Source organism: Nonomuraea sp. NPDC049400, from assembly GCF_044466425.1.
Taxonomy (GTDB): Bacteria; Actinomycetota; Actinomycetes; order Streptosporangiales; family Streptosporangiaceae; genus Nonomuraea.
The window spans coordinates 352,843-370,644 of record NZ_JBITMP010000007.1; the positions used below are offsets into that span (position 1 = coordinate 352,843).

Below are 17,802 nucleotides of genomic sequence, written 5' to 3' on the forward strand. Positions count from 1 at the left end.
GGTGCAAGGCGGTCTCACAACAACCAGGAAAGAGTGACGGACAATGGCGCAAGCCCCGGAGTTGCCGCTGCAGATGCGGCGCAACGGTTTCGACCCGGTCGAGGAGCTGGCCCAGGCGCGCGACGGTGAGGGCGTGGCGCGGGTGATGACGCCGTTCGGCGTGCCCGCGTATCTCGTTCTTCGCCACGAGGATGTGCGCGAGGTGCTGTCGGACCCGACCCGGTTCAGCAGTGCCATCGGCGCGGGCGGCATACTCGGTGGCGCGACGCAGGTGAGTGAGGAGGAGCGGGACGCGCTGCGGTCCGGGAACCTGATGGGGCTCGACCCACCGGATCACACGCGGTTGCGCCGGATGCTGACCCCGGAGTTCACGGCGCGCCGGATGCGCCGGCTTCAGCCACGATCACCGAGATCGTGGATGCGGCGCTCGACGACATGGAACGGGCCGGCAAGCCGGCCGATCTGGTGTCCAACTTCGCGCTGCCGGTGCCGTCCCTGGTGATCAGCGAGTTGCTGGGGGTGCCCTACGCCGACCGCGCCGAGTTCCAGGACCGCTCCGCTCGCCTGCTGGACATCTCGTTGCCGGAGGAGGAGCGGATCGCGGCACGTTGGCAGGACCGCGAGTACATGGCGGGCCTGGTCGACCGTGCCCAGGCCGACCCCGGCGAGGACATGCTGGGGATGCTGGTCCGCGAGCACGGCGATGACCTGACCACCAATGAGCTGATCGGAGTCGCCAGCCTCCTTTTGCTGGCCGGACATGAGACGACCTCGAACATGCTCGGTCTGGGCACCCTGGCCCTGCTGCGGCACCCGGACCAACTCGCCCTGCTCCGCGACGATCCCGCCCGGGTCGAGCCGGCCGTGGAGGAGATGCTGCGCTGGCTGTCCATCGTGCACTCGCTGCCGCCGCGCACCACCACCACGGAAGTGGAACTGGCCGGGCACACGATCCCCGCGGGTTCGCTCGTACTCCCGTCGCTGGCCGCCGCCAACCGGGACAGCTCCTTCATCGAGAAACCCGACACCCTCGACATCACGCGAAAAGTCGCCGGCCATGTCGCGTTCGGTCACGGACTGCACCACTGCCTCGGGGCTCCGCTGGCCCGGATGGAGATGCGCATCGCGTTCCCGGCGCTGCTCCGGCGCTTCCCCCGGCTCGCGCTGGCCGAACCGGACGACCAGGCCGAATTCCGCGTCTTCAGTGTCGTGTTCGGACTGAAGTCGCTGCATGTGACCTGGTGACACCAGAAGGAGAGATACCTATGCCGTGGGATGTCCATCGGCTGCCGCGGGCCGAAAGCCGCACCTTTCTGATCACGGGCGGCAACGCCGGGATCGGGTTCCCGCCGGTCGTAGACTTCGCGTGATGTCCAGCTTGGAGGTGTTCGAACGCCCGGGGGCAGAACCGCCTGATCACTCTTCTACGCTAGGCCACACTGGGCTGGTGCCGCCATCTCAACGGCAGCGACGACTGCCTGTGGGAAGGCATTGGGAAGGATCAACCGCAGACGATCAGTGACAGCCGGACAGCGCCGGACACATCAGGAAGCCCTTGACCGATGTTCCCGCTGGTCAAGGGCGCTTTGCTGCTGGTCGAACCTGGTGCCCCCGGCAGGATTCGAACCTGCGGCACCCGCTTTAGGAGAGCGGTGCTCTATCCCCTGAGCTACGGAGGCGGACTCTCGTAAGCCTAGCGAAAGTCTGGCACTGCGTGGGACGTAGGGCCGGGGTCAGTTTGGTCGGGTTGGTTATGGGTGCTCTGAGCTGCGGTAAAGGCATGACAAGTGATCAGAATCTGGCGTATCCCGCGTGGATAGCGTCTGCCTGTGACCACGAGGCAATGCAAGCAAGCGCGTCGGCGGCCCGTCGTGTTGTTCGGGGCGTTGTTGGCGCCGGCGATTCTGGCCGGGGGGTTGTTGGCTGGGGAGATGCGGGGGTTTGAGCAGGGCAGCGACGGTGGTGTGGTGATGCGGGAGGACGGTGAGAAGGCAGGGTTCGGGCCGGTGTTGATGCGGGCGCCGGCGCATCCGGATCGGGTGTACGGACGTGGCGTGCCGGGGCCCGTGCGGGTGGTGTCGCCGTCGCGGGTGGCGGCTGCTCCCCGTGCTGTCGCAACGGAGGAGCCCAGGTATGAGCCCAGGTATGAGGAGCCTGTTACGCCGGCTCCGGTGCGGACGGAGGTTGGCGGGTGTCCGGGGGAGTGGGCGGACACCTGGTTGTGGGACATGTGCCTCGAGAGGGAGCGGCAGGCGGCGGGGATGGAGATTGAGATGCCTGACCTCTAGAGGTGGTGTGCGGTGGTGGTGCTTTCGAGCGGTGAATGTGGGAGCTGTGCGGACAGAGTGGGTTTTTTGTCTCATAACAGCTCTCACGAGTTCGGCTCGGGCACTCGGGGGGCTGTAGTAACGTGCGTGCCTGACCAGGGTAACGAGTTTGCAAACGGAGGAGTCGAACGTGCCAGCCCCTCGATCAGCGGGTCTGATCGCGGTAGTCATGGCGGTGGCTTCTCTTTTCGTGCCTTCCGGGCAGGGGCGCGCGCAGGCGCAGGTCGTACCGGTGCAGGAGAAGCCGGATCCCGGCAGCCTCACCGCGCTGCGGAAAGAGGCCGAGCGGTCGGCCAAGGAGCTTGAGGATGCCACCAAGGCCCTGGAGAAGCGGCGGGCGGACATCGCCGCCTCCGACAAACAGCTGAAGGAGAAGCTGGCGGCGCTGCAGGAGCTGGAGCGGCGGGTGGCGGTGATGCGGCAGCCTGTGTCGCAGATGGCCGAGTTGCTGTACGAGCAGCCGCTCCTGGCGGACGGGATCGTGCCGTTCCTGTCCGGGAACGCGGACGAGAACACGCTGCGGGCGCTCAGCGACGTGACGCAGATCGTTTCCGCACGCCAGCAGGTCGTCGAGCAGACCAGTGCGCTCTACAAGGAGGCGGAGCGGCTGGCCGGCGAGGCGCAGGAGCTCCGGGCCGGGAACTTGCTGGCCGAGGCGCAGCTGGCGGCCGAGGTGGACACGCTTCGGCAGCGGTCGGACAAGATCGTGAAGTCTCTGACGGCGGCGCTCGTGAAAATGGGGATCAAGGTTGACAAGGTCGGGCGGGCGGCGCTGGGGTGCAATCCGCTGCGGGCCGCGACGGCCGGCGATTATCCCAATGGTCTGATTCCCAAGAGCATGCTCTGCCCGTTGCAGCAGAAGGGGTTCAGCCTGCGGGCCGATGCCACCATCGCCTTCGTGAGCCTGAACGAGGCCTATCGGCGGCGGTTCGGGAAGAACATATGCGTCACCGACGCCTATCGGAGCCTGGCCGAGCAGCAGTCGGTCTATTACCGGCGGCCGGGGTTCGCCGCCGTGCCTGGGCGGAGCAACCATGGGCTCGGGCTGGCTGTGGACCTGTGTGGCGGGGTGGAGAGGTCCGGGTCCGCGGAGTTCGTCTGGATGGAGAAGAACTCCAAGAAGTATGGGTGGTTCCATCCCTCCTGGGCCTACACCGGCCCGTTCGAGCCGTGGCACTGGGAGTATGACCCGAAGAGCAGCTCTCTGCTCTAGGCCTATGCCACCTGCGCGGTGCAGAAGGCGCAGCGGGACGCGGCCCTCGGGATCGCCGACAGGCATTCGGGGCAGTCGCGGGTCTTCGACTCGACCTTGGCCGCGGCGCGGTCTCTGAGATGTGTGTACGGCCTCACCACCAGGAAGTAGACCACCGCGGCGACCATCAGGAACGAGATGACCGCGTTGACGAAGTGGCCGTACATGAAGTTGGAGCGGCCCACCGTGACCTTGAGCGAGGAGAAGTCGGGCAGACCCCCGAACGCCGAGATCAGCGGCGTGAGGAGGTCGGCCACGAACGACTGCACGATCGAGGTGAAGGCCGCGCCGATGACGACCGCCACGGCCAGGGCGATGACGTTTCCCTGCATGAGGAACTTCTTGAATCCGTCCATGAAGGGATCGTAATCGATCGATTACGTAGAGTTAGGTTTGATGGTGATCGAGAGGTGGCCGGTGGTCTGGGCTGCCGCCAGGTCTGCTGCTTGGGCCGGGGTGGTCGCGAGCACCACTAAGGCGCCGTGGGTCTCGCTGGCGGCTTGGGGTGGGGGCGGGATGGTGATGACGCGCACTTCTTCGGCGGCGAGGCGGGCCGGCTCGGCTTCCTCCCGCGTGGCCAGGACGGTGATCGTGGCGCCGGGGGAGAGGAGTTTCGCGGCGGCCGCGTCGGCTATGCGCACGGGCGTGGCCACCATGCCGGGCGGGAGGCGGAACGACTGGAGGAGGCGGACATCGGTCAGCGGCTCGCCCTTGCGCATGGGGCTCGCCAGGATCTGGCCCGCCGCGGCTGCGCGTATGGCGCCGGTGGGTGGGTGGTTGAGCGCGGCGGGGGTCAGGTCGCCCGGGCTGAGGGGGCCGGGGGACAGGTCGCGGGTCGCCACCAGGACCGTGGGCGCAGGCGTGGGGCGGGTGGCGACAAAAGCGGATATGACGGCGAGGGCGGCCAGCGCCGCCGCGATGAGGCGGCGACGGCGGCCGTAGCGGGTCAGCCAGGACTGGATCACGGCAGCTCGAAGGGGAGCTTGATCCCGTCGAGGGCCGTGCCGCAGGGGCACGTGCGCTCCTCGGGAAGGGCTTGTACGGTCTCCGCCACGAGAGTGCGCATGCGCGTGACGTTTTGCGCGAAGAACTCGAGGACCTCGTCGTGTGTGACGCCCTGGCCGGCCTCCACCCCGGCGTCGTGGTCGGTCACCAGGGAGAGCGACGTGTAGCAGAGGGCCAGCTCGCGGGCCAGGACCGCCTCCGGGAAGCCGGTCATGCCGACGATCGACCAGCCGTTGCCGGCGAACCACTGTGACTCGGCGCGGGTCGAGAAGCGCGGGCCTTCGATGACCACCAGGGTGCCGCCGTCGACGGTCTCCCAGTCGGTGGAGCGGGCGACCTCCACCGCGGTGGCGCGGCCTGACGGGCAGTAGGGGTCGGCGAAGGAGACGTGGACTGCGCCGTCTATGTCGTAATAAGTCTGGACGCGCCCTGAGGTGCGATCCACGAGTTGGTCAGGGATGACCATGGCGCCCGGGCCGTACTCCGCTCTGAGCGAGCCTACGGCGCTGGGCGCGAGCACCTGGCGGACGCCGAGTGAACGCAGTGCCCAGAGGTTGGCGCGATAGGGGATGCGGTGCGGCGGGAAACGATGATCTCGCCCGTGTCTGGGGATGAACGCGACGGAACGCGAGCCGATGCGTCCGACCGTGACGACATCGCTCGGGGGGCCGTAAGGCGTGGCGAGCTCGATCTCCTCCGCGTCGTCGAGCAGGGAGTAGAAGCCCGATCCGCCGATGACGCCGATGTCTGCGCGAGTGACCATGGCCGAGAGAGTAGCCGGATCGGCTGCGGGCCAGGGCGGCCCGAATCCCGTTCTGTGGATAACGCGCCTGTGGCCGCGCTGGGCGGCCACTCATCGAGATCAGCTCGAGGCTGCGGCGGGGGCGGCGGCAGGGGTGGACGAACTCGTGTCGGCGGGCTTGCTCTCCGAGGTCTTCGACGACGACGAGGAGGAAGAAGAGGTGGAAGTCGAGGTCGAGGACGAGCGGTTGTCGGTCCGGTAGAAGCCCGAGCCCTTGAACACGATGCCGACGGCGGAGAAGACCTTCCGCAGGTTTCCCTCGCAGGCGGGGCAAACCGTCAGGGCATCGTCGGTGAACTTCTGAACGACCTCGAGCTGCTCGCCGCAGTCGTTGCAGGCGTACTGGTATGTCGGCACGCGCTCCTCCTTCAGGTCTGGCACTCGAGGGATGCGACTGCTAATGGTAACCGATTAGGTCAAACGCCTATTCCAGTCCCCGCTCGCCGTACCAACCGGCCAGCTTGCCGCTGCGGCTGACGGCGCGCAGCCGGCGCTCCACCTGGTCGCGGCAGGAGGCCGTGGTGACCAGCAGGATCTGGTCGTCCGCCCTGATCCTGGTGTTGCCCGCGGGCACGAAGGATTTGCCGTCGCGGACGATCAGGGTGACCTGCGCGCCCGCGGGCAGCCGGAGCTCGAAGATCTCCACACCGTGCAGCTTCGAGCCGACAGGCACCTTGACCTGCAGCAGGTCCGCCTTGAGCTCCTCCAGCGGCGCCGCCTCCACCTCGAGCTCGTGCGCCTCCCCAGGTGCGGCCACCCCGAGGAGCCGGGCCGCGTACGGCAGCGTCGGCCCCTGGAGCAGGGTGAACACGATGACGATCACGAAGACCTCGTTGAAGATCTCCTTGGAGCCTTCGACGCCGGACGCCCACGGAATGGTCGCGAGCACGATCGGGATCGCGCCGCGCAGCCCCGCCCATGACAGGAACGCCTGCTCACGCCAGCTCACGCCGCCCACCCGCAGCGCCCACGCCATCAGCGAGCTCACCATCACGGACAGCGGCCGCGCCAGGAGCACGAGTACGGTGCCGGCGATCAGACCGGGCACGATGGCCGACGGCATCTCGCTGGGGCTGGCCAGCAGACCGAGCATGACGAACAGCCCGATCTGCGCCAGCCACGCCGCACCCTCCGCGAACCCCCTGGTCGCCGCCCGGTGCGGCAGCCGCGAATTGCCCAGGATCAACGCCGTCAGGTAGACGGCCAGGAATCCCGAACCATGCAGCAGCACGGCGCCGCCGTACGAGACGAAAGTGAGGGACAGCACGGCGAGGGGATAGAGGCCGGAGGCGGGGAGCGCGACGCGGCGCAGCGCATATGCGCCCGCCGGGCCGATGGCCAGGCCGACCGCGGCGCCGATGACGAGCTCGACCGAGGTCTCCAATAGGAACGTTCCCACGGTCGCGGACGAATGCGACGCGCCGCTCAGCAGCACGACCGCGATCACCGTGGGCGCGTCGTTGAACCCGGACTCCGCCTCCAGCACGCCCGCCAGCCGCGGGGGCAGCGGCAGCCTGCGCAGCACGGAGAAGACGGCGGCGGCGTCCGTGGAGGCCAGCACCGCGCCGAGGATCAGCGCCGTCGTCGGGTCCATGCCAAGAAGTCCCTGTACGACCAGCGCCACCACCACGATGCTGACCGCCACGCCCGCGGTCGCCATCACCAGGGCAAGGGGGACGGAACGCCGCACATGGGACCAGTTCGTGGTGAGGCCACCTTCGGCCAGGATCACCGCCAGCGCCGTGAGACCGATCTGCTGGGCGAGCTGGGGACTCTCGAAGGGGATCCCGAACCCGGCCTCGCCCAGGACGAGCCCGAATCCGAGGAACACCAGCAGACTGGGCAGACCGGTGCGATGCGCGAGGCGTACGGCCGCGATGGCGGAGATGACGATCGCGGCACCAAGGAGGAGCCAGACATCCAGCGTCATCTGGCCCCCTCTCATACCTGCGGTCACATAAGACTAGTGAGTCCCTGTGGTGTCACGGCAAAACGGACGTGGCGGTCGTGCGGCTCCGCGGGGAGGCCGTCGATCAGCTCCCCGTCGTGGAGCAGCGCGACCGTCGGGACGTTGGGTCCCACCCTGGTCAAGGCACGATCGTACGAGCCGCCGCCGCGCCCCAGTCGGACGCCTGTCCTCCTGTCCACCGCCAGTGCGGGCACGATCACGAGTGCGGCGGTGCGGATGGCGTCGACGCCGCGGCGGGTGTCGACCGGCTCCATGATCCCGAAGCGGCCCGGAGCCAGCGAGTCGGGCCCGTCGTACACCGCCCAATCCAGGTCATAGTCCTCGCGGAGGACGGGGAGGATAACGGTGGCCCCATGTTTCCACAGAGCGAACACGAGCCCGTGCGTCTCCGGCTCCGACCCCGTTGACCAGTAGCAGGCCACGAGACCGGCCATCTGGACCCACGGCTGGTCGAGCAGTGTTTCGCGGACCTTGATGGCGTTTGAACGCAGTTGTTCGGGGGAGAGGGAGGCACGCGCGGAGCTCAGCTCGCGGCGCAGGTTCAGCTTGTCCACAGGTACCTCCACTAGGGTCTACTCATGGCTGACTTCGACCCTGTGACGAAAGCCGTCGTGCCCGCCGCGGGTCTGGGCACCCGGTTCCTCCCGGCGACCAAGGCGACACCGAAGGAGATGTTGCCCATCGTCGACAAGCCCGCGATCCAGTATGTCGTCGAGGAGGCCGCCTCGGCGGGGCTCCTCGATGTGCTCATGGTCACCGGTAAGAATAAACGGTCCATCGAGGATCACTTCGACCGCGCATTCGAGCTGGAGGAGGCCCTCGAGGCCAAGGGCGACGAGCACCGGCTGTCCCAGGTCCGCGAGCCGGCCTCGCTGGCGACTCTCCACTACGTACGGCAGGGCGAGCCGAAGGGGCTCGGCCACGCCGTGCTCTGCGCCAAGCAGCACGTCGGCGACCATCCGTTCGCCTGTCTGCTCGGTGACGACCTGATCGACCGCCGCGACCTGCTGCTCAAGCGCATGATCGAGGTGCGCGACACGTTCGGGGGGAGCGTGATCGCGCTGATGGAGGTGCCCAAGGAGCAGGTCTCCCTGTACGGCGTCGCGACCATCGAGGCCACCGCCGAGGACGACGTCGTACGCGTGACCGACCTGGTGGAGAAGCCGCCGGCCGACGAGGCGCCGTCCAACTGGGCGATCATCGGGCGTTACGTGATCGATCCGGCGGTGTTCGAGGTGCTGGAGAACACGCCGCCGGGGCGCGGAGGCGAGATCCAGCTCACCGACGCGCTGCGGACGCTCGCCGCGCGTGGCTCTTCGGAGGGCGGGCCGGTGCACGGTGTGCTGTTCAGAGGGCGCAGGTACGACACCGGCGACAAGCTCGACTATCTGCGGACGGTGGTGAAGTTCGCGGCGGATCGGGAGGATCTGGCGCCGGAGTTCGTGCCGTGGCTGCGGGAGTTCCTCGATGAAATCGGTTGACGAGCATCTGGCCGGGATCCTGGCCACCGTTCGTCCGCTGGCGCCGATCGAGCTCGAGCTGGAGCAGGCGCTGGGGGCGACGCTGGCCGAGGAGGTCTCGTCGCCGGTGCCGCTGCCGCCGTTCGACAACTCGGCCATGGACGGATATGCCGTCCGTGCCGCCGATGTGTCGGATGTCCCGGTTACGCTGCCGGTGATCGACGACGTGGCGGCCGGATCCATGGAGCTGCGGGCCGTGGGGCCCGGGCACGCCGTGCGGATCATGACCGGCGCTCCCATGCCTGCCGGAGCCGACGCCGTGGTGCCGGTGGAGTGGACGGATGGTGGGACGGTCTCCGTACGGATCACGCGTCCGGCAACCGCCGGCAACGCGATCCGGCGGGCGGGGGAGGACGTGAAGGCCGGTGAAACCGTGCTCAAGCATGGCACGGTGATCGGGCCTGCCCAGATCGGGATCATCGCGGGAGTGGGGCGGCGGCGGGTCTGGGCGCGGCCCAGGCCCCGGGTCGTCGTCCTCTCGACGGGCGCGGAGCTGGTCGAGCCGGGCAGCCCGCTGGCACCCGGGCAGATCTGGGACTCCAACAGCTTCACGCTGACCGCGGCCGTACGCGAGGCGGGGGGCGAGGGCTTCCGGGCGGGGTCTGTCGGGGACGATCCGGTGGTGCTGCTCGATCGGCTCGACACGCATCTGGTGCGGGCCGATGCGATCATCACCAGCGGAGGCGTGTCCATGGGGGCGTACGAGCCGGTCAAGGAGGCTCTGTCGCCGCTGGGGACGGTTCGGTTCGAGAAGGTGGCGATGCAGCCGGGGATGCCGCAGGGGTTCGGCGTGCTGGGGGAGGATCAGGTGCCGATCTTCGCGCTTCCCGGCAACCCGGTGTCGTCTTTCGTGTCTTTCATGCTGTTCGTACGTCCGGCGCTCGACAAGATGCGCGGGCTTCCCGTGGGTATGCCGGAGACGGTGACCGCTCGCGTCACCGGGCCGTTGCGGTCGCCGGCGGGGCGCCGGTCGTTCCTGCGCGGTGTGCTGGCCTCCGACGGCACGGTGTCGCCGGTGCACGGGCAGGGCTCGCACCAGCTCGCCGCCCTGGCCTCGGCGAACGCGCTGATCGTGGTGGCCGAGGACGTGACCGAGGTGCCGGAGGGCTCCTCGGTGGAGGTGATCTTGCTGTGAGTGAGCAAGGTGGGCTGACCCATGTCGACGAGACCGGGGCGGCTCGCATGGTGGACGTTTCCGCCAAGGACGTGTCCGCCCGGACCGCCACGGCCACCGGGCGGGTGCTGCTGTCCAGCGAGGTCGTGGCGCTGCTGCGCTCCGGCGAGGTGCCCAAGGGGGACGCGCTGGGGGTGGCGCGGATCGCGGGGATCATGGGGGCGAAGCGCACGCCCGACCTGATCCCGCTCTGCCATCCGATCGCGCTGCACGGGGTGAAGGTCACGCTGGACGTCGAGGACTGGGGCGTGGCGATCACCTGCCGGGTGAAGACGGCCGACCGCACCGGGGTGGAGATGGAGGCGTTGACGGCCGTCTCGGTGGCGGCGCTGGCGCTGTTCGACATGGTCAAGGCGGTGGATCCGGGCGCGGTGATCACCGATGTGCGGGTGGAGGAGAAGCTGGGCGGGAAGACCGGCCGCTGGAGCAGGGAAGCGACGTGATGCGGGCGCTCGTGATCACCGTGTCGAACCGGGCGTCGGCCGGAATTTATGCCGATAAATCCGGTCCGCTCCTGGCTGACCTGCTGCGTAGTGAGGCGGGCTGCGAGGTCGTGGACGGCCCCCTGGTGGTGCCCGACGGCGAGGCGGTCGAAGGCGCCCTTCGTGGCGGGGTGGCGGACGGGTACGACGTCATCGTGACCACCGGGGGGACCGGGCTGACGCCCATGGACCTGACGCCGGAAATGACCGCCCGGGTGATTTCTCGGGAAATTCCCGGTATAGCGGAGGCCATTCGGCTGGCGAATCGGGAGAAGGTCCCTGCCTCCGTGCTGTCCAGAGGTCTGGCGGGTCAGGCGGGCGACACGTTGATCGTGAATTTGCCCGGATCGTCCGGTGGCGTACGCGATGGCGTCGCCGTACTCGCGCCGATTCTCCAGCACGCGGTCGATCAGATCCGGGGCGGCGATCACCCGCGCTGACCTCGATTTCGTGATCCGTGGCGCCATCGTGCCCGATGGGGGGATGATGAGAGGTGTGGATCGACTTCGTGGCTGGCCGGCGACGCTGAACGACGGTCCGGTGGGCCTCCGGCCGCTGCGGCTGAGCGATGTGCGCGTGTGGCGCGAGACGCGGCTGCGCAATGCCGACTGGCTACGTCCGTGGGAGCCGAGCAATCCCGAGACGCCGCTGTTCAGGACCGGCCTCGGACCTTACATCTCCATGGTCGGCACCCTCCGCCGTGAGGCCAGGCAGGGCCTGGCGATGCCCTGGGTGATCACGTACGGCGGGCGCTTCGCGGGGCAGCTGACCGTGGGCGCGATCGTGTGGGGGTCTGCCCGTTCCGCCCAGGTCGGCTACTGGATCGACGGCGCGCTGGCCGGGCGGGGCATCACCCCGACCGCCCTCGCCATGGCCGTTGACCACTGCTTTTTCACCACCGGGCTGCATCGGCTGGAAGCGAACATCCGTCCAGAGAACCAGGCCAGCCGTAGGGTGGTTGAGAAGCTCGGATTCCGGGAAGAAGGCATTCGGCGGCGCCAACTCCACATCGATGGGGCCTGGCGCGACCACATCTGCTACGCGCTGACCGTCGAGGACGTTCCTGGCGGGCTGCTCGTGCAGTGGCGTCGCGCGCGTGAGTCGGCAGCTCACGGAGGGTCTCCCGTCGAAGAGGTTTGACGATCTCGCGACACACCGCACCGAATGCTCGTCAATTAGTGACACGCGGTCTTACGGTGCGTGACGTGAGCACATTGAAGGCGCGACGAGCACACCCGCGTCTTTGTGCTGCCCGGAGGTGCCCATGAGCAGCGCCTTCCTCTATCTGGTCATCGTCGTGATGTGGCTCTGCGTCCTGATCCCGATGTGGCTGCGCAAGGACAAGACGAACCTTGCTGAGCTGGCCGAGCTCGAAGAGCACTACACCGGCGAGCACCAGCTTCCCGACCTCGACAACCTGGGCCCTTCGGACGCGGACGAGGACGACGGGGCCGAGGCGGAGAAGGTCGACGTGCGCCAGTTCCGCCTCCGGCGCCGCGCCATCATTGTGGCCCGCCGACGCCGGCTCCTGTTCTTCACGGCCCTGCTGGTCCTGGCCTCGATCGTGACGGCCGCGGTCAAGATGATCCCATGGTGGGGCGTGGCGCCGTCTGTCGTCATCACGTTGGCGTACATGGCCTTTCTTCGCATCGCCGTACAAGTGGACCGGGAACGGCGCGAACGCGCCCGCCGGATGCGCGCGGAGCGCCTGCGTCGAACTCGGGAACAGCGGCGGGCCGCGGAGGAGGCCGCCCAGGCTGAGGTCATCGATCTCACATCGCTGCACACGGACGTTCTGTTCGATCAGTACGCCGAGCCGCCCAAGCGGGCGGTGGGCGACTGAAAGGGTGGCGCGAGGACCCTCAAGAGTTTGCTAACCTAGTCGAGTCCTTGGGGATGTAGCGCAGTCCGGTAGCGCACTTCGTTCGCATCGAAGGGGTCAGGGGTTCGAATCCCCTCATCTCCACCAGGAAGATGCAGGTGAGAAGGGTCTTTGGAGCAATCCAGAGGCCCTTTTCTCATGTCTGGAAGTCGATGGGAGCCAATCGGGGAGCCATCTCAGTCGGACTCTCTACCCGTGTCGGCTGTCGCCGAAGATGGTGTTCATCGTTTGGGCACCCTTGGTGATCACCGGCCTGAGCTGGTGCCGGTAGACCGCCTCTGTGACGCTGGTGCCTGCGTGCCCGACGAGATCGGCGATGGTCTCGATGGGTACGCCCTGGTCACTCATGATGGAGACGAACGAGTGACGCAGCTCGCGGGGACTCCAGGCGGTTCCGATCCCCGCCTCTTTGGTGATCTTGCGAAATGCCCGCCGCACGTTCGACGCGTCCAGTTGGGTACCGACGCTCGCGCAGAACACCAGGTTGTGATCTTGCCATGCCTCGCCTGCCTTGAGCTTCTGTGCGGCTTGGCCTACATGGTGCTGTCGGAGGGCCTGAGCCGCCAGCTTGGGCGACTCTAGCGTGCGACGGGACTTGCGGGTCTTGGTGTCACCTCCTTCTCGGTCTGCGCGCCACACGTAGATGGCGAACTTCTTGGGCTTGAACCCCGCCTCGGTGACTGGTCGCCACTGCTTGAGGTCCGGAATCCAGGCGACGACGTGATCCCAGCGCAGCGCACGGGCCTCCTCGGTGCGAATGCCCGTCGTGAGACTGATCACCACGTAGGCGTGGAGTTCGGACGACTCGGCAGCCTTGAGCACGGCATCGGCCTGTTGCCGGGTGAGTGCCTTGCTCGGTCGCCCATCCGTGCCCTTGGGTGTGGTGACCAGCTCGGCAACGTTCCTGAGCACCATGTCACGTGCCTGAGCTTGCCGGATGGCCCTCTTCAGCGCGCCGTGAATCTCTCGCAAGGTGGTGGTGGCCAGCTTGCCGGCGAGCTGGTCAAGCCACTCATCCACGTGATCGGCGCGTAGCTGCTGGAGTTTGATCTTCCCCAGCGCCGGTATGACGTGCGTCTCAGCGAGGATGCGCAGCTTGGTGACGGTGTTTTCGGACCGGCCCTTGAGGCCCTTGCTGAGCCAGTCGTTGACGGCATCGCGCACGGCGTAGGTCTCCGATGCGGTGATGCCTGCTTCAAGGTCTTTGACGGCCTTGATCAGCTTGTCCTTGACCACGGTCTTGTTCTTGCCCTTGCGCTTGAGGCGCTGGCGCTTGCCGTCAGGGCCGAACCCGAGGGAGATGGCTCCGGTGAAGCCGTCCCCCTCGGGATAGATGGTCGCTTCGTACTTGCCGATCAGGATCTTGGCCAAGGGATCACCCCTTCTCGTGACGGTTGAGATACTCCTCGATCGCCTTCCTGATCACCCACGACACATCTCGCTCCTGCGACTCGGCGCACCTGCGGAGACGGTCTTTCAGTTCCGTGTCCACCCGTACGGGAGGCAGGGTCGTTCGGTTGCTCGTCATAGACGGCTTCCCTTCGTGTCATGCAGTTATCAAGAGACGCTTGCCGGTTGTGCGGCGGTGCCGCACAACCGGCCCTGTAGCACGCTGTTCTACGCCTCGTCTATCGCTTCCAGTGAGGAAATGAAGTCGGCAAGGTGCCGGTCAGTGATTCGACGGTGTATGCCTGCATATGCATCCCCCTCTCGCTCGTCGGGGTGTGCGGCTCCTTCCTTCGCGGGATTCCCACGCACTGCCACTGGTTACAAAGTGTGATCGTCCGTCCGTTCGTCCGTCCGCGGCTGTCACGCCCCATACACGCGCAGACGCGCGGACGGACACGGACAACGGACGCGGACGATTACGGATCGTGTATCTCAGAGAGGGCGCGCCAGCGACCCCGCGCGACCTGTTCGACCTGGCGCGCACGGGCCAGTTCCTGAAGGCGTTGGTAGACCCAGGTGCGGCGCATGCCGGTTGAGCGCATGAGATCGCCGATACTTGCGCCGTCGCTGGGGGCCTGCCTCAGCGTGGCTGTCAGGGTATCCTCGGCCTCCCGCACGGCGCTGTCACGCGCATGCCGGGGCGACGGCCGGACGGTGGACTGGCGGCAGCATGACGGGCATCTCGGCCGCGCGTAGCAGGGCTTGAGCCGATACCTCGTCGAGCGGCGGCCGGTGCTCGGCGTGCCGTTCTGCGGTGGCCTGTACGCCCTCGTCGTCGAGGAGGTACGTGCGGGCACGGCGGGGGATGTCGTGGTCCGGGGAGCTGATCAGGAACTTGCCGGGAGCGTCCAGCTTGTGTGGGTGCCATCCGGCCTTGACCATGCCCTGTCCCAGGATGAGGTCCCCGTCGCGGGGTTCGCGGACGCGGAAGCACAGCCGGACGTCCATCTGTGCGCGGACCGTACTCTTGCCCATCGGTCCTTGGAAGGGCGTTGGGTGGCGGCGATCAGGCTGACCGCTGGGGCGCGGCCGCGTCGGGCGATCGAGTCGGCGTAGTCGATGGCGCGTGGTGCCTCGCTGGCCAGCTCGGCGTACTCGTCGATGATGATGATCAGCGCGGCTCTGTCCGGCGACGGCTCCCACACGCGTTCGCCGCGTTGTGTGAGGTCATCGGCGCGACCGTCGAGAATGACCACGGCGTCTGCCAGCAGGGCCTCTGCCTCCTGTGGGGTGGTGGCCAGGCGATCGATGCACGATGCCCAGGGCAGCAGTTCCATGCCGCGCTTGAGGTCGACCGCCCAAAGGATCATGTCCTGGCAGCCCGGTAAGAAGTTCTCCCGGGCGTCTCGGGAATGCGCAGAGGCGTGGCTGCGGGTGCGGTATGTCGGCGGTATAGCGGCAGGCCTCTGATGGCGTCGTCAGTTGCCTCACGAAGATCGCCCTTGCTTGGATGACATCCCATTGCCGAACGATGAGCACGGGGATTAGGAGAGTTGCGACGTCAATGATGTCCTACCCGCGTGCGCAGCGCTGGAAAGAAGACGGACATCCTTCGCAAGATCCGGCCGACTGAGCACAAAGCGACTCACCGAACTGGCCGGGGCACTCAATGACGTCCAGCGCATCGCCCCCGCGCCCTGAACTGACCACTCCTGGAGCCACCATCATGGACAAAAGCCTGCCTCGCCGTACGCTGCTGGCGAGCATCGGTGGCCTCGCCGCCGCTGGCCTCGCCACCCCAGCCGCAGCGCGTACGGTACGTTCCGGCAGCGTCACCGTGAACGCCTCGTTGGGCATGGGCGGCTTCCCCAACCCCGCCTGGTACATCAGCCACACGCACGCCAACTGGTATTTCAAGCGCGGCCCGCTCGGCCCCAAGACGATGGACCAGCTCAAGAACGACTTCCACATCAAGTGGGCGCGGGTCTTCGCCAGGCCGGACCGCTACTACAACCCCGACACGGGCACCTACGACCTGGCTAAGAACTACCCCTACCTGGACCAGGCCGCCTCCTACAGCAGCCGACTGCATTTGATCATCAGCTCGCCCAGCGTCGCCAAGACCCCGGCGCTGTGGGAGGAGATCGTGCGCACCACGCTGCTGGACCACAAGAAGCGCTATCCGCAGATCGACAGTGTCGTGCCATGGGGCGAGGCCAATCAGGCGTCGTCAGGGGACATGACACCCAGCCAGTTCTACCCCTTCTACCGGGCTGGCTACCGGGCGGTCAACGCGGTGAACGCGCAACTGCAGCCCGCCGTCCCGATCATCATGGGCGGGCCGGGGATCTCGCGGCCGCGTCCTGAGTGGATGAATCCCTTCTTCGCCCTCTACGCCGCCGACCAGGACAAGGGCAAGCGGCTGGACTTCGTCTGCTACCAGTCTTATGGCCTGCTCGACACACCGATCCAGGCCCAGAGCGAGCGCAGCCGGGTGCAGAGCATGCTGAGCGGCGCCGGTCTCAACCCCGCGACCCCGGTCTGGGTGACCGAGTTCGGCTTGTACGGCGGCGACACCGATGGCGGAACCCACGGCCGTACCCCTGAAGCGGACCTCAAGCACGACCAACTCGTCCAGGCCGCGGGGATCGCCGCGGTCAGCAGGTACTACATCATCGGCAAGATGAACCGCCCGTTCCAATGGGTGGTCCACCACGGCGAGAACCTGCGAAAGGACATGTTCGTCGAGGGCCTGGACGGTGTCCGCCTGCCGTTCGGCCACGTCGTGGTGATGCTGGGCATGCTCAAGCCCAGCCTGGACGGTGAGCGGCTCGACATGCGGATCAGCCCCGGAGCCGCCCAGACCGATGGAATCGGTCTGGCGGCTCTCGCGCACGCAGACTCCAGCCGGGTGGCCGTCATGTACTGGAATTACCAGGCCGAGACGGGTGGTGACGTCTACGACACCACGATCACGGTGGACAATCTGCCCTCAAACCTGTTCTCCGGCAGGCGGGTCAGGATCGAGCGCTGGCTGGTCGACGCCACGCACAACAACTACAACTACAACGGCACTACCACCTTCGCCCGCGAAATGGACACCACAACGGACACGCCGGTGACCAAGGTGGTACAGCGGGTGCGACTGGCCAAGAACGCGGTCGGCCTCATGCTGCTCACGCCGCGGTGATGACCGTCCTCGGTGTCGGGCGCGCGGCCCGACACCGAGGGCACCGGCGCCACCGACATCAGAGACCGCGGAAGCTGAGTGGGCAGAGAACGGCTTGGTTTCACCACCAGGTCCCCCTGTCACGCCGCACGTCGGCGGGCCGGATCCCGCCACCCACCGCGCAAGGACATTGGGCTCGTGTGACGGAGGGGACCTTTAACGACCGCACCTCATTTGCTCAGGTCCTACAGAGACGGCGTTTCGACCTCGACGGGGCATTTGTCGCACCCGGGGCCATCGGCGCCGAGCACCAGTGGCCGCCAGGCTGGCTAGTGGAGCCAGACGAAAAGAGGGGTGGCGTCCTGCGGCACGACGTGTCGCTCAACCCGGGAGCGAAGCACGAGACAGACCCGGAATCCCCTGCCTGGCGAGGTCTCTTGCAAACCGCCTTGTGATCAACTTCTTAGTTCAGAGAAGGGGGTGTCCTCGGGGAAACGCCCGTCGTTGTCGTCGGAAAGGTACTCGTTGATCATGGATTCCTCTCACACCCGGGGAGGAACCACGGGAGCCAATCATGGGAGCCACCGACTTGCGGCTCCCACAGACTTCCCGCGTCCTCCCCGGAGTGTTCTGTAAGGTGAGAGGCATCTGATCGACTCGGATCGACATCCTCAGACTTCCCGGAGTTCCTTCGCATCGAAGGGGTCAGGGGTTCGAATCCCCTCATCTCCACCAGGGGCCGTTCTTGAAACGGCTGGACTGAGGTTGACGGGATCCCGTCTGATCATCGAGATCAGGCGGGATCTTGTCGTTTCAGGGGTTTCCGAATCG

At 67.2% G+C, this 17,802-nt stretch carries 19 protein-coding genes and 2 tRNA genes; 11 read left to right on the plus strand and 10 right to left on the minus strand.

The genetic code is table 11. The annotated features are described in order from the left end of the window. Window positions 1-43 precede the first annotated feature (43 nt). Together ACIBVN_RS13525 and ACIBVN_RS13530 are read left to right on the plus strand one after the other, a co-directional pair. The gene (locus tag ACIBVN_RS13525) at window positions 44-502 is read left to right on the plus strand and encodes a hypothetical protein (RefSeq protein ID WP_397135930.1); all 459 of its coding nucleotides are present in this window, start codon (window positions 44-46) and stop codon (window positions 500-502) included. Next, on the plus strand, window positions 415-1,245 hold the full coding sequence (locus ACIBVN_RS13530; protein ID WP_397135932.1) for a cytochrome P450: 831 nt from the start codon (window positions 415-417) through the stop codon (window positions 1,243-1,245). The genes ACIBVN_RS13525 and ACIBVN_RS13530 overlap by 88 nt, the downstream gene beginning before the upstream one ends. 358 nt (window positions 1,246-1,603) lie before the next feature. Here the strand turns inward: ACIBVN_RS13530 and ACIBVN_RS13535 are convergent. Then, window positions 1,604-1,679 (minus strand) — tRNA-Arg (locus ACIBVN_RS13535). Between the two features lie 817 nt (window positions 1,680-2,496). On the opposite strand from ACIBVN_RS13535, the gene ACIBVN_RS13540 reads away from it, so the two are divergent. Further along, window positions 2,497-3,540, plus strand: coding sequence for a D-alanyl-D-alanine carboxypeptidase family protein (locus tag ACIBVN_RS13540; protein ID WP_397135934.1), 1,044 nt, complete (start codon window positions 2,497-2,499; stop codon window positions 3,538-3,540). A gap of 2 nt (window positions 3,541-3,542) precedes the next feature. Here the strand turns inward: ACIBVN_RS13540 and mscL are convergent, their stop codons facing one another. The 6 genes from mscL to ACIBVN_RS13570 all read right to left on the minus strand — a co-directional run bounded on the left by mscL (window position 3,543) and on the right by ACIBVN_RS13570 (window position 7,909). After that, window positions 3,543-3,935, minus strand: coding sequence for a large conductance mechanosensitive channel protein MscL (gene mscL, locus ACIBVN_RS13545; protein ID WP_397135936.1), 393 nt, complete (start codon window positions 3,933-3,935; stop codon window positions 3,543-3,545). Window positions 3,936-3,956: 21 nt separating this feature from the next. Next, the gene (locus ACIBVN_RS13550) at window positions 3,957-4,544 is read right to left on the minus strand and encodes an RcpC/CpaB family pilus assembly protein (RefSeq protein ID WP_397135938.1); all 588 of its coding nucleotides are present in this window, start codon (window positions 4,542-4,544) and stop codon (window positions 3,957-3,959) included. Further along, window positions 4,541-5,347: an S-methyl-5'-thioadenosine phosphorylase gene (locus tag ACIBVN_RS13555; RefSeq protein WP_397135940.1), complete on the minus strand. Its 807-nt coding sequence runs from the start codon at window positions 5,345-5,347 to the stop codon at window positions 4,541-4,543. Before ACIBVN_RS13555 ends, ACIBVN_RS13550 begins: the two co-directional genes overlap by 4 nt. A gap of 99 nt (window positions 5,348-5,446) precedes the next feature. Continuing rightward, on the minus strand, window positions 5,447-5,743 hold the full coding sequence (locus tag ACIBVN_RS13560) for an FmdB family zinc ribbon protein (protein ID WP_397135942.1): 297 nt from the start codon (window positions 5,741-5,743) through the stop codon (window positions 5,447-5,449). A 67-nt stretch (window positions 5,744-5,810) separates the two neighbouring features. Continuing rightward, entirely contained in the window at window positions 5,811-7,316 is a 1,506-nt protein-coding gene (locus ACIBVN_RS13565) for a potassium/proton antiporter (protein WP_397135944.1), read from the minus strand. A gap of 23 nt (window positions 7,317-7,339) precedes the next feature. Next, on the minus strand, window positions 7,340-7,909 hold the full coding sequence (locus tag ACIBVN_RS13570) for a 5-formyltetrahydrofolate cyclo-ligase (RefSeq protein ID WP_397135946.1): 570 nt from the start codon (window positions 7,907-7,909) through the stop codon (window positions 7,340-7,342). A gap of 24 nt (window positions 7,910-7,933) precedes the next feature. Here ACIBVN_RS13570 and galU point away from each other — a divergent pair, with 24 nt between their 5' ends. The 7 genes from galU to ACIBVN_RS13605 all read left to right on the plus strand — a co-directional run bounded on the left by galU (window position 7,934) and on the right by ACIBVN_RS13605 (window position 12,500). Next, window positions 7,934-8,836, plus strand: coding sequence for a UTP--glucose-1-phosphate uridylyltransferase GalU (gene galU, locus ACIBVN_RS13575; RefSeq protein ID WP_397135948.1), 903 nt, complete (start codon window positions 7,934-7,936; stop codon window positions 8,834-8,836). Continuing rightward, the gene (gene glp, locus ACIBVN_RS13580) at window positions 8,823-10,010 is read left to right on the plus strand and encodes a gephyrin-like molybdotransferase Glp (protein WP_397135950.1); all 1,188 of its coding nucleotides are present in this window, start codon (window positions 8,823-8,825) and stop codon (window positions 10,008-10,010) included. Before galU ends, glp begins: the two co-directional genes overlap by 14 nt. After that, on the plus strand, window positions 10,007-10,492 hold the full coding sequence (moaC, locus tag ACIBVN_RS13585) for a cyclic pyranopterin monophosphate synthase MoaC (protein ID WP_397135952.1): 486 nt from the start codon (window positions 10,007-10,009) through the stop codon (window positions 10,490-10,492). The genes glp and moaC overlap by 4 nt, the downstream gene beginning before the upstream one ends. After that, on the plus strand, window positions 10,492-10,971 hold the full coding sequence (locus tag ACIBVN_RS13590) for a molybdenum cofactor biosynthesis protein B (protein ID WP_397135986.1): 480 nt from the start codon (window positions 10,492-10,494) through the stop codon (window positions 10,969-10,971). Before moaC ends, ACIBVN_RS13590 begins: the two co-directional genes overlap by 1 nt. Before the next feature lie 46 nt (window positions 10,972-11,017). Then, on the plus strand, window positions 11,018-11,671 hold the full coding sequence (locus ACIBVN_RS13595; protein WP_397135988.1) for a GNAT family N-acetyltransferase: 654 nt from the start codon (window positions 11,018-11,020) through the stop codon (window positions 11,669-11,671). 124 nt (window positions 11,672-11,795) lie between these two features. Continuing rightward, on the plus strand, window positions 11,796-12,374 hold the full coding sequence (locus ACIBVN_RS13600; protein ID WP_397135954.1) for a hypothetical protein: 579 nt from the start codon (window positions 11,796-11,798) through the stop codon (window positions 12,372-12,374). Between the two features lie 49 nt (window positions 12,375-12,423). Further along, window positions 12,424-12,500: transfer RNA gene (locus ACIBVN_RS13605), tRNA-Ala, on the plus strand. A gap of 102 nt (window positions 12,501-12,602) precedes the next feature. On the opposite strand, the gene xerC is transcribed toward ACIBVN_RS13605, so the two are convergent. The 3 genes from xerC to ACIBVN_RS13620 all read right to left on the minus strand — a co-directional run bounded on the left by xerC (window position 12,603) and on the right by ACIBVN_RS13620 (window position 14,837). Next, entirely contained in the window at window positions 12,603-13,784 is a 1,182-nt protein-coding gene (gene xerC / locus ACIBVN_RS13610; protein ID WP_397135956.1) for a tyrosine recombinase XerC, read from the minus strand. Window positions 13,785-13,788: 4 nt separating this feature from the next. Then, window positions 13,789-13,941, minus strand: coding sequence for a CopG family ribbon-helix-helix protein (locus ACIBVN_RS13615; protein ID WP_397135958.1), 153 nt, complete (start codon window positions 13,939-13,941; stop codon window positions 13,789-13,791). Window positions 13,942-14,486: 545 nt separating this feature from the next. Next, window positions 14,487-14,837: a hypothetical protein gene (locus tag ACIBVN_RS13620; RefSeq protein ID WP_397135960.1), complete on the minus strand. Its 351-nt coding sequence runs from the start codon at window positions 14,835-14,837 to the stop codon at window positions 14,487-14,489. A gap of 691 nt (window positions 14,838-15,528) precedes the next feature. Here ACIBVN_RS13620 and ACIBVN_RS13625 point away from each other — a divergent pair. After that, window positions 15,529-16,992: a glycosyl hydrolase gene (locus ACIBVN_RS13625; protein ID WP_397135962.1), complete on the plus strand. Its 1,464-nt coding sequence runs from the start codon at window positions 15,529-15,531 to the stop codon at window positions 16,990-16,992. Window positions 16,993-17,802: the final 810 nt, after the last annotated feature.

Coding starts and splice junctions, on each gene's coding strand:
- ACIBVN_RS13620 (WP_397135960.1), bottom strand. CDS start 14,837: ATGGGCAAGAGTACGGTCCGCGCACAGATGGACGTCCGGCTGTGCTTC.
- ACIBVN_RS13590 (WP_397135986.1), top strand. CDS start 10,492: ATGCGGGCGCTCGTGATCACCGTGTCGAACCGGGCGTCGGCCGGAATT.
- ACIBVN_RS13595 (WP_397135988.1), top strand. CDS start 11,018: ATGAGAGGTGTGGATCGACTTCGTGGCTGGCCGGCGACGCTGAACGAC.
- mscL (WP_397135936.1), bottom strand. CDS start 3,935: ATGGACGGATTCAAGAAGTTCCTCATGCAGGGAAACGTCATCGCCCTG.
- ACIBVN_RS13615 (WP_397135958.1), bottom strand. CDS start 13,941: ATGACGAGCAACCGAACGACCCTGCCTCCCGTACGGGTGGACACGGAA.
- ACIBVN_RS13565 (WP_397135944.1), bottom strand. CDS start 7,316: ATGACGCTGGATGTCTGGCTCCTCCTTGGTGCCGCGATCGTCATCTCC.
- ACIBVN_RS13600 (WP_397135954.1), top strand. CDS start 11,796: ATGAGCAGCGCCTTCCTCTATCTGGTCATCGTCGTGATGTGGCTCTGC.
- ACIBVN_RS13555 (WP_397135940.1), bottom strand. CDS start 5,347: ATGGTCACTCGCGCAGACATCGGCGTCATCGGCGGATCGGGCTTCTAC.
- glp (WP_397135950.1), top strand. CDS start 8,823: ATGAAATCGGTTGACGAGCATCTGGCCGGGATCCTGGCCACCGTTCGT.
- ACIBVN_RS13540 (WP_397135934.1), top strand. CDS start 2,497: ATGGCGGTGGCTTCTCTTTTCGTGCCTTCCGGGCAGGGGCGCGCGCAG.
- ACIBVN_RS13525 (WP_397135930.1), top strand. CDS start 44: ATGGCGCAAGCCCCGGAGTTGCCGCTGCAGATGCGGCGCAACGGTTTC.
- galU (WP_397135948.1), top strand. CDS start 7,934: ATGGCTGACTTCGACCCTGTGACGAAAGCCGTCGTGCCCGCCGCGGGT.
- ACIBVN_RS13625 (WP_397135962.1), top strand. CDS start 15,529: ATGGACAAAAGCCTGCCTCGCCGTACGCTGCTGGCGAGCATCGGTGGC.